Origin of the sequence: Rhizobium sp. BK316 (assembly GCF_014193695.1) — a bacterium.
Taxonomy (GTDB): domain Bacteria; phylum Pseudomonadota; class Alphaproteobacteria; order Rhizobiales; family Rhizobiaceae; genus Rhizobium.
The window spans coordinates 486,767-500,832 of sequence record NZ_JACHZR010000003.1 but is presented as its reverse complement, the minus strand read 5'-3'; the positions used below and the strand labels follow the sequence as shown (position 1 = coordinate 500,832).

At 59.9% G+C, this 14,066-nt stretch carries 17 protein-coding genes and 1 pseudogene; 2 read left to right on the top strand and 16 right to left on the bottom strand.

Annotated elements, in window-relative coordinates; all coding sequences use genetic code 11:
- The first annotated feature begins 121 nt into the window (after window positions 1-121).
- Entirely contained in the window at window positions 122-865 is a 744-nt protein-coding gene (locus FHT87_RS16565) for an SIMPL domain-containing protein (protein ID WP_183731326.1), read from the top strand.
- 108 nt (window positions 866-973) lie between these two features.
- On the opposite strand, the gene FHT87_RS16560 is transcribed toward FHT87_RS16565, so the two are convergent.
- From FHT87_RS16560 to FHT87_RS16530, 8 genes and pseudogenes are all read right to left on the bottom strand, one after another.
- Window positions 974-1,375: a hypothetical protein gene (locus tag FHT87_RS16560; RefSeq protein WP_183803307.1), complete on the bottom strand. Its 402-nt coding sequence runs from the start codon at window positions 1,373-1,375 to the stop codon at window positions 974-976.
- Window positions 1,376-1,527: 152 nt separating this feature from the next.
- Window positions 1,528-1,833: a hypothetical protein gene (locus tag FHT87_RS16555; RefSeq protein WP_183803304.1), complete on the bottom strand. Its 306-nt coding sequence runs from the start codon at window positions 1,831-1,833 to the stop codon at window positions 1,528-1,530.
- 122 nt (window positions 1,834-1,955) lie between these two features.
- Window positions 1,956-2,378 carry a secondary thiamine-phosphate synthase enzyme YjbQ gene (locus tag FHT87_RS16550; RefSeq protein ID WP_183803301.1) on the bottom strand — a complete coding sequence of 141 codons (423 nt, stop codon included), beginning with the start codon at window positions 2,376-2,378 and terminating at the stop codon, window positions 1,956-1,958.
- Window positions 2,379-2,451: 73 nt separating this feature from the next.
- A complete protein-coding gene (locus FHT87_RS16545; protein ID WP_183803298.1) occupies window positions 2,452-2,805 on the bottom strand; it encodes a DUF1428 family protein in 354 nt (117 codons plus the stop codon).
- Between the two features lie 70 nt (window positions 2,806-2,875).
- Window positions 2,876-3,126, bottom strand: a pseudogene (locus FHT87_RS31235) (hypothetical protein); the annotation flags it as partial.
- Window positions 3,127-3,142: 16 nt separating this feature from the next.
- Window positions 3,143-3,769, bottom strand: coding sequence for a hypothetical protein (locus tag FHT87_RS16540; RefSeq protein WP_246699613.1), 627 nt, complete (start codon window positions 3,767-3,769; stop codon window positions 3,143-3,145).
- 140 nt (window positions 3,770-3,909) lie between these two features.
- On the bottom strand, window positions 3,910-4,308 hold the full coding sequence (locus FHT87_RS16535; protein ID WP_183803292.1) for a DUF427 domain-containing protein: 399 nt from the start codon (window positions 4,306-4,308) through the stop codon (window positions 3,910-3,912).
- Between the two features lie 221 nt (window positions 4,309-4,529).
- Entirely contained in the window at window positions 4,530-5,465 is a 936-nt protein-coding gene (locus FHT87_RS16530) for a phytanoyl-CoA dioxygenase family protein (RefSeq protein WP_183803289.1), read from the bottom strand.
- A gap of 135 nt (window positions 5,466-5,600) precedes the next feature.
- On the opposite strand from FHT87_RS16530, the gene FHT87_RS16525 reads away from it, so the two are divergent.
- Window positions 5,601-6,464 carry an AraC family transcriptional regulator gene (locus FHT87_RS16525; protein WP_183731349.1) on the top strand — a complete coding sequence of 288 codons (864 nt, stop codon included), beginning with the start codon at window positions 5,601-5,603 and terminating at the stop codon, window positions 6,462-6,464.
- Here the strand turns inward: FHT87_RS16525 and FHT87_RS16520 are convergent.
- The 8 genes from FHT87_RS16520 to rpoD all read right to left on the bottom strand — a co-directional run bounded on the left by FHT87_RS16520 (window position 6,461) and on the right by rpoD (window position 13,993).
- Entirely contained in the window at window positions 6,461-7,348 is an 888-nt protein-coding gene (locus FHT87_RS16520) for a DMT family transporter (protein WP_183803286.1), read from the bottom strand. The genes FHT87_RS16525 and FHT87_RS16520 overlap by 4 nt on opposite strands.
- A 72-nt stretch (window positions 7,349-7,420) precedes the next feature.
- Window positions 7,421-8,221, bottom strand: a complete 801-nt coding sequence (locus FHT87_RS16515) for an AraC family transcriptional regulator (RefSeq protein ID WP_183731355.1) — start codon at window positions 8,219-8,221, stop codon at window positions 7,421-7,423.
- A 77-nt stretch (window positions 8,222-8,298) separates the two neighbouring features.
- Window positions 8,299-9,096: an APH(3') family aminoglycoside O-phosphotransferase gene (locus FHT87_RS16510; RefSeq protein ID WP_183731358.1), complete on the bottom strand. Its 798-nt coding sequence runs from the start codon at window positions 9,094-9,096 to the stop codon at window positions 8,299-8,301.
- Between the two features lie 50 nt (window positions 9,097-9,146).
- Window positions 9,147-9,308: a hypothetical protein gene (locus tag FHT87_RS16505; protein ID WP_183731361.1), complete on the bottom strand. Its 162-nt coding sequence runs from the start codon at window positions 9,306-9,308 to the stop codon at window positions 9,147-9,149.
- A gap of 109 nt (window positions 9,309-9,417) precedes the next feature.
- Window positions 9,418-10,509, bottom strand: coding sequence for a DUF930 domain-containing protein (locus FHT87_RS16500; RefSeq protein ID WP_183803284.1), 1,092 nt, complete (start codon window positions 10,507-10,509; stop codon window positions 9,418-9,420).
- 48 nt (window positions 10,510-10,557) lie between these two features.
- A complete protein-coding gene (locus FHT87_RS16495) occupies window positions 10,558-11,298 on the bottom strand; it encodes a DUF930 domain-containing protein (protein WP_246699628.1) in 741 nt (246 codons plus the stop codon).
- Window positions 11,299-11,406: 108 nt separating this feature from the next.
- Window positions 11,407-11,700 carry a GYD domain-containing protein gene (locus tag FHT87_RS16490; protein WP_183731370.1) on the bottom strand — a complete coding sequence of 98 codons (294 nt, stop codon included), beginning with the start codon at window positions 11,698-11,700 and terminating at the stop codon, window positions 11,407-11,409.
- 238 nt (window positions 11,701-11,938) lie between these two features.
- Window positions 11,939-13,993 (bottom strand): RNA polymerase sigma factor RpoD, encoded by a 2,055-nt coding sequence (gene rpoD, locus FHT87_RS16485; protein WP_183803278.1) that lies wholly within the window; start codon window positions 13,991-13,993, stop codon window positions 11,939-11,941.
- Window positions 13,994-14,066 lie beyond the last annotated feature (73 nt).

Sequence of the window (14,066 nt, the reverse complement as noted above, 5' to 3'; positions counted from 1 at the left end):
CACACCCTTTGGTCGAACCCATTATTTATAGTAGGGAAATTCTCATGCGCGCTATTGCCGCAATAGCTTCACAATCCGCAGACACAAAGCTCGCAGGGACGCAAACAGCCGAGGAACAAACATGGCGCCGAACTACACCAAGACTGCCCTTCTGACAGCCTTTCTGAGCCTGCCGCTCGCGGCATCCGCTCCGCTTCTGGCGGAAGAGAATCAGCCGCGCGAAGCGGTCATCAACGTATCCGCAGAAGGCGAATCGGCATTGGCTCCCGATATGGCCGTCGTCAATCTCGCCGTGGTCAAGCAGGCAAAGACCGCCCGCGAAGCGCTAGACGAGAACAACAAGGCCATGAAGGAGGTGCTGGCTGCGCTGAAGAAGAGCGGCATTGCCGAGCGCGACCTGCAGACCTCGGGCTTTTCGATCCAGCCGCAGTACAATTACCCGCAGCCGGTCGATAACCAGCCGCAGCCGCCGCAGCTGATCGGCTACCAGACCAGCAATTCGGTCACCGTGCGCGTCCGTGACCTTTCCAAGCTGGGCGAGATCATCGACCAGTCCGTCACGCTCGGCATCAATCAGGGCGGCGATATCCAGTTCACCAACGACAAGCCGGAAGCAGCCCTCGAGGAGGCCCGCAAGAACGCCGTCGCCAACGCGATCAAGAAAGCCAAGACGCTGAGCCAAGCCGCCGGCGTCGAGGTCGGCCGCATCATCGAGATCAGCGAGAATGTCGTCCGTCCGATGCCGCAGCCGATCTATCGGGCAGCGATGATGAAGGAAGCCTCCGATGTCGCTGCTGTTCCGGTTCAGGGCGGCGAAAACAGCTACAATGTCACCGTCAACGTGACGTTTGCGATCAAGCAGTAAAAACAGTCTGGGCACTTCGGCGCCCTGCCCCGCGCTTAAACGCCACTCAAAAAAACCGCCCTTGCAGACAGCAGGGGCGGTTTTCTTGGTGAAGATCGTACGCCGATATCAGCGGCGCAGGAGCGGGCAACCGCGAACGTTGCCAAAGGTCATCTGGTTGGGGCCGCGACGGCTCCAGCCCTGCACGACGACACGGCGTGGCGTGACATCGACGACACGCGTACGGCGCAGGCCGTAATCCTCGGCGATGTTTTCCGCCATGCGCGGATCGCAGACGCCACGCGGTGGACGACCGTAACCTGGCGGGCGACCATAACCCGGCGGAGGCATAGGCGGACGGCCGTATCCCGGCGGCGGTGGCGGCGGGCGGCGCCAATCCGGCGGCGGCGGACCACGGTCCGGTTCGCCGATAATGATATTCACCTGTGCGGAAGCCGGCACAACGGTGCCAGCCAGCGCAGCAGCGGAAAGAAGAGCCGCAAGCCCCGCCTTCACCAGAAACTGCATCATGAAAAAGATCCTCGTAGTTAGTAGCCGCACAGGCAATTGCCGAAGCCTGCTTCGGAATCACTTACATACAGTCCCGAGAGAAGACGGTCTAAAGTGTCGCGGTCAAGGCAAAATGGCCGAAGCGCAGGTTTTCCCGGCTCCGGCCGATGGAATTAGCGGTACATGACAGGGCAGCCGCGCACGTTGGCGAAGGTCATGCGGTCCCAGCCACGGCGATCCCGGCCGGCAACGACGACCCGGCGCGGTGTGATGTTGGAAATGCGCACGTTACGCAGGCCGGAATAGCGGGCCTTGCGGATGGCCTCCATCGGCGAGCAGCCGCGAACCGGCGGACGGTAGTACTGCGCCTTGACGACGAAATCCGTCTGCGGCGCGGCGAAAGCGGCAGAACCCGCAAGCGGGATGGAGCACAGAGCGAGCAGTGCGGCAAGTGAAGCCTTGGCAAGGAAATGCGACATTGGGGTTGTCTCCTCGTGGTGTTTCATCGATCTCCCGTTTGGGATTGTCTCGAGACTAAACGCGTGAAGCTGAATGCCGTTCGAACCGCCCATTCAGTTGGCATTCAGAACTGTTAATGAGATCATGGGCTTAGATGCAGGACCACGTCGCGCCGGTGCGGGCGGTCACGGTGTTCGAAGAGATAGATGCCCTGCCAAGTGCCGAGCACCAGCCGGCCATGGCTGATGGGAATGCCGATCGAAACCTGCGTCAGCGCCGCCCTGATGTGGGCAGGCATGTCGTCCGGCCCCTCCGCCGTATGAACGACCCAGCGCATGGACGGGTCGGAAGACGGCGGCACAAGGCGGCGAAAAAAGCTATTGAGATCCGTCTTCACATCGGGATCGGCATTTTCCTGGATGAGCAGCGAGCAGGAAGTATGACGCACGAAGACCGTCAGCAACCCCTCCTCGATGCCGGACTGGCGCACGAAAGCATTGGCCTGATCGGTGAATTCGTAGAGGCCCTGGCCGCGGGTGGAAAGTGTTACTGTTGTCTGGGGCAAGGCGGACTCCGTCGCAAATTGTCCCTGCGAGGTGGCGCGCCTTGCCTGTGAAGTCAATGGAAACGAGCCAAAACTAGAGCCGCAGCAGTTCCTCGAAACCGCCGTAGATCATGCGCTTGCCGTCAAATGGCATCTTCCATTTGTCGCTGGAAAGGCGCGGATCGGCCATGACCTTGGTATTGATCTCGTCGCGATGCTGCTTGGATTTGTAGAGGATCCACGAAAAGACCACCACCTCGTCATCCCTGGCCATGACAGCGCGTGGAAATGAGGTCAGTTCGCCGTAAGGCACGTCGTTGCCGAGGCACTCGACATATTCGAGCGCGCCATATTCCTTCCAGATCGACCCGGCATAGGCGGAGAATTCCTTGTAGGCATCGACATTCTCGCGGGGAACGGCGACGATGAAACCATCAACATAAGACATTGCATTTCTCCTCTTGCGTTAACGTCCGAAGGACGTTCGACGCCGGTCACATCCGACATTGCCGCGTCAATTAACGCCCGCGGCAAGGAGATGAGAGCCCATCAGCCCTGAAGGTCTTCACCTTGAGGAGATCGGGGAAAAACCGCGTCCACAAAAGCACGACGGCGATCGTACCGACCCGCCGACAATGCCGGCGGCAACCGGACCGACCACACCGGCAAGCATGCCGGATTCGAACTCGCCGAGCTGGTTTGAAGTGCCGATGAAGAGCAAATTGACGGCATTGACGCACCCGCGCATGTCATCCGGCGTCAAAAGCTGACAGCAGCCCGACGATCTAGCACGCGGCGGTATAGAACTGGTCGCGCATGTTGAGCAGCCAAATGGTCTCCTCCATGACATCGAGGATTGCCGAACGCAAATCCGGGCCGACAAGAGCGAGCAGTTCGTTCTGCGAACTGCCTATGGTCGCCGTGCCGCTTAGAAGCTTCCTCATCTGCTCGACAGAGGGAGTGGTGGAAATCTCAGCCGCATCCTGAATGTCCGGAGAAGGAATACCCATCCAGGCAAGTGCCGAAGCAACGAGCACTTTGGAGAGCGCCCGGCACAGCGGACAGGACAATTCCCCTGATATATTGACGATCTTCCGCTTGAAGCAGGCGATCGTCGCCCGGACCTTGCTGTTGATGGCCGCGAACATGCCGACAGCAATCCTTCGATCAGCTTCAACAGGTCTTACGATGTAGACCCTTTGCCGGCCCCGGAGTGAAGAGGCGGCACTATTTTCCTCATCGAAACCCTGAACAAGGAAATCGCCTCTGCCCGCCAGTATTTCCAGGAGGATCAGAACGTATCCGTCGCTGCGAAAGACATCGAATTCAAGATTGAAAGAACCATCGCCGAGGCCCTCCACGATACGGATATCCAATACTTCGGAGCGAAGCTCCACCTGATCCAGTTTCATGAGGTCCCCGGCCTGCAGTATCCTCGCGCGCGACGAGAATACTGCAACCTGAGGAGGATTCATATTAACCCAATACGCTTATGCGTCCAGCATCATTTTTCCCGATGCGATAGATCAGAAGGTGGAAGTCAAGTTATCCCTTAGAACTGCCCTGCTTCGGGCGACGGCAGCTCTTCGATGGAATCGACCCTATCAGGATAAAAGGCCATGTGGCCCTTGATGTTGGCAACGGCGGGATTGGGCGCCTCATACGTCCAGATCGCATTCTTCGAACGCTCGCCGCCATCAGGAATGCTGTAATAGGAGGCATCTCCCTTATAGGGGCAATGGCTCTCATGGTCGGTGCGCTCCAGAAGCGACATATCCACGTCCTTCCGTGGGATATACTGCACCGGCGGATAGGAAGCCTCGCGAAGCGTCAGCGCATCATGCGTATCGGCGATCACGCGGCCGCCGAGCTTGACGACGACGCGGGAGGAATTGTGTTCGACGGTGATCGGATGATCCGGTCCGGGAATCTTGATCGGCTTGCCTGACATGGATGTCATCTCCGGATTGATATTTCTCCGAAAGAGATAGGGTAGGCAAATGGCCATCCCAAGGGGTCAGCGGTCCCTTCCTCGTTCTCGGCGGATTTCACCCGCAGATGTGTGGATGAGGGACAGCATTGGCGGATTCGTGCCGGACCGCGCGATCATATCGCCGATGATGAAAGAGCCGCGGAAGCGTTCTCCTCCGCGGCTTGTGATTTTCTATCGTCTTACCAGCGGTCGAGGCCGAGCAGCTTGCGGCCGAGCGGCGTCAGCTCGGCGGTCTTGGCATTGTGCTTTTCCCATTCGCGCGGATCGCCCGGGAAGGCATCGCGCTTGGGATGGTCGAGTTCCCGCCACAGGCGGATCCGTTCCTCACGCTCCTCCGCATTGTCGTATTCGGCCGGATGCATGGAGATATATTGCGCCATGCGCACCCGGTTATCCGAATGGTTCGGGCGAACGCCGTGGGCCAGCAGCGAATTGAAGATCATCAGGTCACCCGGCTCCATGTCGATATTGACGACGGAAAGGCCGGTCATATCGGGATGCATCGGATCACGGTCCTCGGGCTGCGTCTTCACCCATTCGTCGAAATGCTCGAAGAGATAGGGTACGCACTGGAAGCCACCGACATCGCCGTCCTGCTTCTTGAGGCTCAACACGCCCTGCACGCCGATCGGCAGCGGCCGGATGGACGTATCGACATCCCAGTGGATGAAACCGTTGGGATTGCCCTTCACCTTCTTCGGTGGGTTGAGGTTGGCGCGGTCGATCGTCACCCACAGGTCTTCGCGGTCCCAGATATCGACGAAGACGTCATAGACGCGCTTCTCCATCCGGTTATCCCAGAGCGCCTGGTGATTGTAGATCTCCAGCATGCCGGTATTGTTGAGCTCCTTCATCTTGTGCTCGCGGCGCTGCGGCGCATACCAGGTGGAAGGGTCGTTCGGATCCTTCTCGTCAAAACGCCAGAGCACGTCCACAAGCCGCGCGACATTGTCCGCAGGAACGGCCTGGCGAACGATCACATAGCCCTTGGTGATCCAGTGCTGCCAGTCCGCCTCCGAGAGCACCCGCAGCGGCAGCTTCTTCTTGATGTCCTTGAGTTGGGTGGTAACCGACGAGGCCGTCGGATGAGCGTCGCGTTTCACTGCCAGTTCCATGAGATCCTCCCATCATTTGATCCATTCCTGTGGTTTCAGGCGATGATGGGAGTGTAGCCGCGCCTCGCGGCACATGTTGTGCCACCTTGGCAAATTATGATACTATTCTGGCGTCAATGATCTGAAAGGCGCCCGATGAGGCCTTATCTCGAAATCCTGCCACGGCATGCCGATGCGTCCTGGAGCATGCTAAACCGGCGGCTGGATGACGCGATTCCTTTCCAGTGGCACCACCATCCCGAATTCGAGCTGACCCTGACGCTGAATTCCATCGGCCAGCGCTTCATCGGCGATCATACCGGGGAATACGGGGACGGCGACCTTGTGCTCGTCGGCCCCAACCTGCCGCACACCTGGGTATCCCGCGCGAAATATGACGAGACCACCCCGCATATCGCGCTGGTTCTCTGGTTTCATCCAGACTGGATCCGTCACGTGACGGCGGGCGCGGTCGAGCTCGCCCCGATCGAAGCGATGCTGTCGCGCGCCGATCGAGGGCTGCAATTTTCGAAGGAAACGGCGGACACTGTGCGCAGCGAAATCGAGGCGGTCTTTTCAAAACCACCCGCCGAACGGCTGCTGTCCCTTCTGAATATCCTCGGCCGGATTGCCACTGACCGGCAGGCATCCGCGCTTGCCAGCACGCCCGGCCAGAGCCCGGAACTGCAGGAAAGCCGTGAGCGCATCGACCGGGTTCTCACCCACCTGCATCTGCATTACGCCCGCACGATCGGCCTGGAAGAGCTGGCCGATATCGCAGCCCTCAGCGTCTCCGGCCTGCACCGGCTCTTCCGTCGCCACACGGGTACCACCGTCTCCGACTATCTGATCCGCATGCGCATCGGCGACGCCTGCGCTCGCCTCTCCGCCACCAGCCAGCCCGTCGGCCATATTGCCGATGCGGTCGGCTACGGCTCGCTCGCAAACTTCAACAGGCAATTCAGGACGCAGACCGGCATGACGCCACGCGAGTATCGCGACGTCTTCCGCCGCGCCTAGCTTCTCGCCGTCCGGCGCAGGCTCGTGAGGCCAAGGCCAATGACCGCCGCCAATACGCAGGCGATCCCGAAAATCTGGTTGGAGCCGATCGCCTCGCCAAGAACCAGGAAGGCGAAAATGACAGCTGTAGCTGGTGCGATGGCCGTGAATAGAGAGGCCTCAGCGCCGCTGACGCGCTCCGCTCCCGCATACCAGAGTATGAAGCCGCCGACGGTCGGCACCAGCGCGTAATAGACGACCGCGAGCAAAGCGGGTTGCGAAGCGATGCCGATATCATGATGCTCGAACAGAGCCGGCACACCGGCAACGATGAAGCCGATGGCCGTCATGAGCGCCGACTGCGTCAATGGCGGAATCGCCGTGCCAAGCCGCTTGTTGAGCAGAATGAATAGCCCTTCGCAGATAACAGCGCCAAAAATCAGCATATCACCAACAAGGGACCCGCTGCCCGCAACCGGCGAAAAGGCAATGGAAAACACGCCTGCTGCCGCAAGCCCGATTGCCAGAAGCAGGAAACGCTGCGGCCTCTCGCCAAGCACGAGGATAGAAATTGCCGCAGAGACGACAGGCAGCGTCCCGATGATGACGCCGGCATTGGCCGCTGACGTCAACGACAGGCCTGATATCAGCAAGATCGTATATCCGACGCTTCCTGCGCCGGCCTGCGTGACGAGGATCAGCCAGTCCCGCCCGGAAAGCCGCGGCAATCGCGATCCCGTCCAGCGCATCAGGAAAAGGAAAAAAGGAAAGGCCACCGCGAAACGCAAGGCCGTCGCCGTAAAGGGCGGCACCCCGGAGGCGATGACCTTGCTGGCAATCACTGTGCTGCCGACCGTCGTCATAGCCAGTGCGAGATAGATATAACCCTGAAATTCCCTGCTCATCTGCCGCTCCTTTCGAGACGGCAGAAGGAAACAGGTTGAGAGGCCTGACGTCTTGAATGAAATTGCAAGCGCTCAGGAACGACCGCGCGCATAGGCACCGGGTGTCAGGCCATAGCGGGACACGAAAGCGCGCGTCATATGGCTCTGGTCGGCAAAGCCGCTTTCGAAAGCCGCCTCCGCCAGTGGCGCGCCGCGGGCGATCAGCCGGCGGGCAAGATGCACACGCGCCTGAACGAGATAGGCATGCGGCGTAAAACCCGTTGCCCTCGCAAAGGCGCGCAGCACCTGAAACCGGCTGAGCCCGCTTTCGCGCGCCAGATCGGCAAGTGAAGTTTCGGCGGCCGGATCATCGTCGATCAAGCTGCGGGCATAGGCGATGGAATGCGGTACCCTCTCAGGCATTTCCCCCATTACTGTTTCGCGCATCGCATCGGCAATGACTGACAGCAGCATTTCCTCGCAGCGCAACCGCTCCTCATTGCCGGTGACGGCAGAAAACAGCGCGCGGAACCGGTCGGCGAGCTGTCTGTCGTGAATGACGGGTCGCGGAATCTCCGAGCGGCGAACCCCGCCCTCTGCCACTTCGCGTGCAAGACCATCCATGACGGCGGGATCGAAGTAGAGAATACTCCAGGAGCGCGCCTCGCCGATCGGTGAGCCATCATGCACCTCATTCGGATTGACGGTGATGAGATCGCCGGCTTCCGCCTCGACCATGCCGCGCCCGCTCAGCGATTTCTGCGCACCCGAGAAGAGTAGACCGATGCCGAACTGCTCATGCGTATGGCGCGCGAAACGATGGCCCGTCGTCGCCACCACGGCCTCCACGCCCGGCACTGACGAGTTCAGCATCCTGAACTGGCTGGCTGCCATAGCAATCTCCTTCGCAGCCGACTTTGCCAGCCGATGGCGGACCGGGCAAGCGGCTGCACACTTTTGCTGGAATCGCTTTAAAAGAACTCGTCGAGAAGCTGATAATAGTCCATCTTCACGGGATCGATGATCGACAGGCCGTAGGTATTGAGAAACAGCCGCACGAATTCCTCGCCGAAATTATAGGCGATGCTGTGGCAGGCAAGCGCGATATCCTGATAGCGGTCGGCAACGCCAAGGCGGCAGCAATCGATATAACCGGCAAACCGTCCATCTGCTGCCAGGAAGTTCGGCAGGCAGGCATCGCCATGCGCAATGACAAGATTCTCGCTTGCCGGCCGTAGCCGCTGCAATTCGCCGAACAGGAAGAAGGCGCTTTTGCCGAGCCGCTTCTCGTCGAAATCCGCCTCATCGACAACGCCTGCCCGCATGCGCGCCTCGGCGGCGGCAAGGCGACTGTCCAGACGATGATCGAAAGGGCAGGCACTGACATCCAGGCTGTGGAGTGTGCTGAGTGCGGAGGCGAGGACTTCGACGCGCTCTTCCGGCAGCAGCGTTGCGGCCGTAACAAGATCGGCGCCCGGCAACGCCGTCATCAAGAGGAAGCTGCGTTCGCCATCGCTCTCGTGGGTGATGACCTCGGGGCATGGAAGGCCGCGGCTCGCAAGCCAGACGAGCCTCTCGGCCTCGTCAGCAAGCTCGCAAAACGCCCCCGCCTCCTCGACCTTCAGATAAAGCCCGGGACGCCTTTCGGCCTCCAGTCGGAAAACGCAAGCCGAGGAACGGCCGAGAGCATCGCGCCGCCATTCATAGCCGCCAAGATGGCTCCGAAGCGAAACCGGAAGCCTGCCATCCTCCTGAAGCGGAACGACCATGACGATCCTGTAATGGGAAGAAGCTCTGCCGGAGAGCCGGTGGTGGCGCCTTAGTGGAAGGTTTCGGCTGGAGCGCTTTCGAGGAGAATTTCGAAAGCCTCTTCCAGGGCCGCGACCAGAATGTCGGTCAGCTCGTCTGCCTTGTGTTCCAGAAACATCAGACTGACAGCTTCTTCCTGACGCTCGAAGAAGTGCTCGATCTCGTTCGACATATCATTTGTCCCTTCGCTACCGTACCATAACGGGCATAGGAAAACGATAGAGATGGTTCCTTGCGCGTGGCTTGTTTCGGGAGGGGAACAAGCATCGAGTATCGCATCCCTATTCAGGAACGCCGTATTTCTCGTACTGGCTGCGCGGGATCCGGTCACCGACCTTGAAGGCAAACGATACAACTTTTGTCGCATTCTCATCCACTTCGCAACGATAGCGAATTTCATACCAGCCGTTCGCTGTACTGAAGCCGACCTGATCCATACTGAGCAAGGTGCCGCTGTGTACTGTCTTGGCCGGTAAATCAATCGGACGATAACTCGGCGAACCATGGATAAGCTGGGCCTGCAGTTCACTGGCGCAAAGCCGACGTATACGCTGGCCGCGCGGCAAGCCGTCTATTGCCGTTCTCGCTACAGGGTCATCACTGTCGTTTTGTGAAAACAAGGTTTTGGCTTCAGGTAGCTCATCCTTTAAAGGCTCCATTTTAGGCGTTTCCGAAGGCTTTAACTCGGGCGGCTTGGCCTGCTCGATGCTCGTCTTGGCTTCGCCGGACAATTCCGAAAGCGACGCATTCCTCTCCGGGGAAACGTCAGCCACGATAGTTTCGGGTAGCTTCACATCATCGGGAACGGGCTTTGCCGGAGGCGTTTCAGTCTGCGGTTTTTCTGCCGCAGCCGCGGCCGGAGGCTGGTCAGGCACGGTATCATGCTGCGGTGGCGTCCCGGCAGGTTTCGCTTCGCCCTGCGAGGAATTCCCCGCCATCGATTTCTGGGGACCGCTGTTCCTATCGCCATACTCGGTCACGGCGCGCACGGTCGGTACAGGCGTCGGCTTTGCCTGCCCCGGAGCTTTCTCAGCCAGCGGCGGAGGTGGCGGCGGTGGAGGTGGCGGTTCAGCCTTTGCCTGCTCCTTCGGCTTCTCTTCCTCTTTCGGCTTTTCCTCCGGCTTCTTCTCCTCCGGCGGCGGGACGAGTTCCACCTTCACGCTCTCGTCCTCGGCCGGTTGCGCCTGGATCTTGGGGAGACCGAATATGAGGAGCGCGACGATGGGCACGTGCACCAGCACGGACGCGACGACACCCCAGCGAACACGAGGCTCCTGGTGCTCCTTCTCGTGGTCGGCATTATCCGCCGGTTCGACTTCTTCTTCTGTCACAGCAGCGATGTGGCCTTTAAAACCGGCAGCATCAAGCCACAAATGGAAAAAACCTTGTGATGATGCCCCATCGCGGCCACCACTCCAGGTTCACTGATCGTCCTCACCATCCTCGGCGACTAGGTTGTGGTCCTGCCATTCTTCTTTCGGAATGGCATCGCCGATCGCATAAGCAAAGGCGGTGACGGTTTTTCCTGCGGGATCGACCTCACAATGGAAGCGGATGCTGAACCAGTTGCGCTTGCTGCGAAAAGCCCCGCCCACGACTTCGACACTGCTGCCGCTGACCCTTTCCGGCTTCATGGCATAGGGAGCGAGGAGATCAGCCTTCGATCCCGGCCGGGATCGGTTGATCTGCTCCAGCGCTTCGAGATTGCAGAGCTGCAGGTTGCGCTCTCCGCCCGACAATGTTGCGAGCATCTTAAGCGCCTGACGGCTGCGCGGGCTAGAAAGCGTCTTTGCCGAAAACAGTTCGTTTGCCTGGGTCAGTTGCGGCGGTCCCGATATCACCGGTTTCGGCACCACAGGCAGTGACGGAAGGGGCTCCCTCGATGCAGTCTGCGACTGTGCCGATGCCGCCTCCTCTGCCGCAGCATTGGCGTTATCCTCACGTCTGTCCGGCAACGGCTGGACAGCAGGCGGTGGCGATGGTGCGGCAGTCGGCGGCGGCGTGACAACTTCCACGTCGACACTATCTTCCGGCGGCGCATGAACCGGCTGCACATCGGGCAGAAAAGCCAGCAGGATCACGATGATGGCAAGATGCAGCACGAGCGATACCGGCAAGGCCGGATCGAACTTTCCTCTCTGCAACAGGCCGGCATGTTCCATCGGCAAGGCAAGTCCATGCTCTGGGTTCAAGGCGCAGCGACACTGCCAGCGCCGCAGGACAACCGCAACGCCGCATCTGGCTCATCACCAATTATCGGCCATCCTGGCCTATGTGAGCGACGCGATGATGTCGCGATAATGCACTTCCGGAAATGCTTTCAAGGTTTTCGTGCGCACATTGCCGGCCGCAGCAAGAGACAGCGTGAAGCGCGCCATCACGCGGTCATCAGGCGCCTCGCAGACGGCAATCATGTCGTACTCGCCCATGGTGAGGTAAAACTTGTCGAAGGAACCGCCCATGCTGCCGAGCAAGTTCCTTGCCGCATCCAACCGCTTGGGAGAGTCCTTCGCGCTCCGGATGCCCTGATCGGTCCAGTTTATCAGCAGAATGTACGTGGTCATGCTGCACCTCCCGGCGGAGGCCACGATCACGCGGCGCATGATACCGCTCGCACGCCGCGACCGCTCTCTCCCCCCGCAACCGAAATTATAAGCCTGTCACTCCACGGGGACAAGCAATGCGGGAACCATCAATCGGGCTAGATATGTCCCAATGGGCTAATCCAGTCCGCCCTTGTGAACGAAGAAAAACCCGGTCAGCAAGGCTGACCGGGTTCTGATTTCGATCCTCGTTGACGCTTTAGCTGTCGAGGAACGAGCGCAGCTTGCGAGAGCGGCTCGGATGCTTGAGCTTGCGCAGCGCCTTCGCCTCGATCTGGCGGATACGTTCGCGGGTGACCGAGAACTGCTGACCGACTTCTTCGAGCGTGTGGTCCGTGTTCATGCCGATGCCGAAGCGCATGCGCAGAACACGCTCTTCGCGCGGCGTCAGCGATGCCAGAACGCGGGTCGTCGTCTCTCGCAGGTTCGCCTGAATGGCCGCATCGATCGGCAAGAGCGCGTTCTTGTCCTCGATGAAATCGCCGAGATGCGAATCCTCTTCGTCGCCCACGGGGGTTTCGAGAGAGATCGGCTCCTTGGCGATCTTCAGGACCTTTCGGACCTTTTCGAGCGGCATGGCAAGCTTTTCGGCCAGCTCTTCCGGCGTCGGCTCGCGGCCGATTTCATGCAGCATCTGGCGCGAGGTACGAACGATCTTGTTGATCGTTTCGATCATGTGCACCGGAATACGGATCGTGCGGGCCTGATCGGCGATCGAGCGGGTGATCGCCTGACGAATCCACCACGTCGCATAGGTCGAGAACTTGTAGCCGCGGCGGTATTCGAACTTATCGACCGCCTTCATCAGGCCGATATTGCCTTCCTGAATGAGGTCGAGGAACTGCAGGCCGCGGTTCGTGTACTTCTTGGCGATGGAGATGACGAGGCGAAGGTTCGCTTCGACCATTTCCTTCTTGGCGATGCGCGCTTCGCGCTCGCCCTTCTGCACCATGTGCACGATGCGGCGGAATTCCGAGATCGAGATGCCGGTTTCCGTTGCGAGATTCTGGATCTCCTGGCGGATGTCGCGGATCGTCGTGTTTTCGCTCTTGGCGAATTCCTTCCAGCCGCGGGCGGCCAGATTGCCGATCGACTTCATCCAGTTCGGGTCGAGCTCGGCGCCCTGATACTGTTCCAGGAACGAGTCACGCTTGACGCCGTAGGATTCAGCCAGACGCAGCAGGCGGCCTTCGTTCTGCACGAGCCGCTTGTTGATGTCGTAGAGCTGTTCGACCAGCGCATCGATGCGGTTCTGGTTGAGCGACAGCGACTTCACGGCCTTGATAAGCTCGTCCTTGAGCTCCTTGTAGCGGCGCTCTTGGGCGGAAGACAGCGTGCCGGTCGCGGCAAGGCGCTGCTCGACCTGCTGGTCCTGCAGCTTGCGCAGCTTCTTGTAGGTCTCGGCGATGATGTCGAGCGTTTCCATGACCTGCGGGCGGAGCTCCGCTTCCATCGCGGCGAGCGAGAGGTTGGATTCATCCTCGTCCTCTTCTTCCTCTTCCGGAGGCATGCCTTCGCCGCCCACATCGGTAATATCGTCGTCACCGGAACGCGAACGCCGGGTCCTTTCCTTCTCTTCGGCAGCCTTGCGGTCAGCCTCGATCTTCTCGGGGCTCTGGAACTGCGGGGCAGCCTTGGCTTCCGGACCGGAATAGGTGGTTTCGAGATCGATGATCTCGCGCAGGAGCGTGGTGCCTTCGTTCAATTCGTCGCGCCAAATGATCAGCGCCTGGAAGGTCAGCGGGCTCTCACAGAGGCCCGCAATCATCGTTTCGCGGCCAGCCTCGATGCGCTTTGCGATGGCGATTTCGCCTTCGCGCGACAGAAGCTCGACGGAACCCATTTCGCGCAGATACATGCGCACCGGATCGTCGGTACGGTCGGTCGGCTCTTTCTTCTTGGCGGTCGCAAGCGCGGTGCCGCCGGAAGGCGCAAGTTCGCCGCCTTCGCTGTCGTCATTATCAGAGCTGTCGTCGTCATCGCCGCCGGAAGCGCCGGATTCCTCGGCTTCCTCATCCTCGATGACGTTGATGCCCATATCCGACAGCATCGACATCGTGTCTTCGATTTGTTCGGACGTCACTTCTTCGGAAGGCAGGACGGCGTTGAGCTCGTCCATCGTCACATAGCCGCGCTTCTTGGCGGCCTTGATCATCTTCTTGACCGCGTCATCGGAAAGATCGAGAAGAGGGCCGTCGCTTGCGCCGTCGCGTTCGACTTCCGCTTCTTCGTTCTCTTTGACCTTCGTTGCCATTTATATCGTCGCCTTCCTGACGCTATTCATACTCGCTACGGTGAATGCCCGTCTCGTGGCTCTGGCGCGTGCG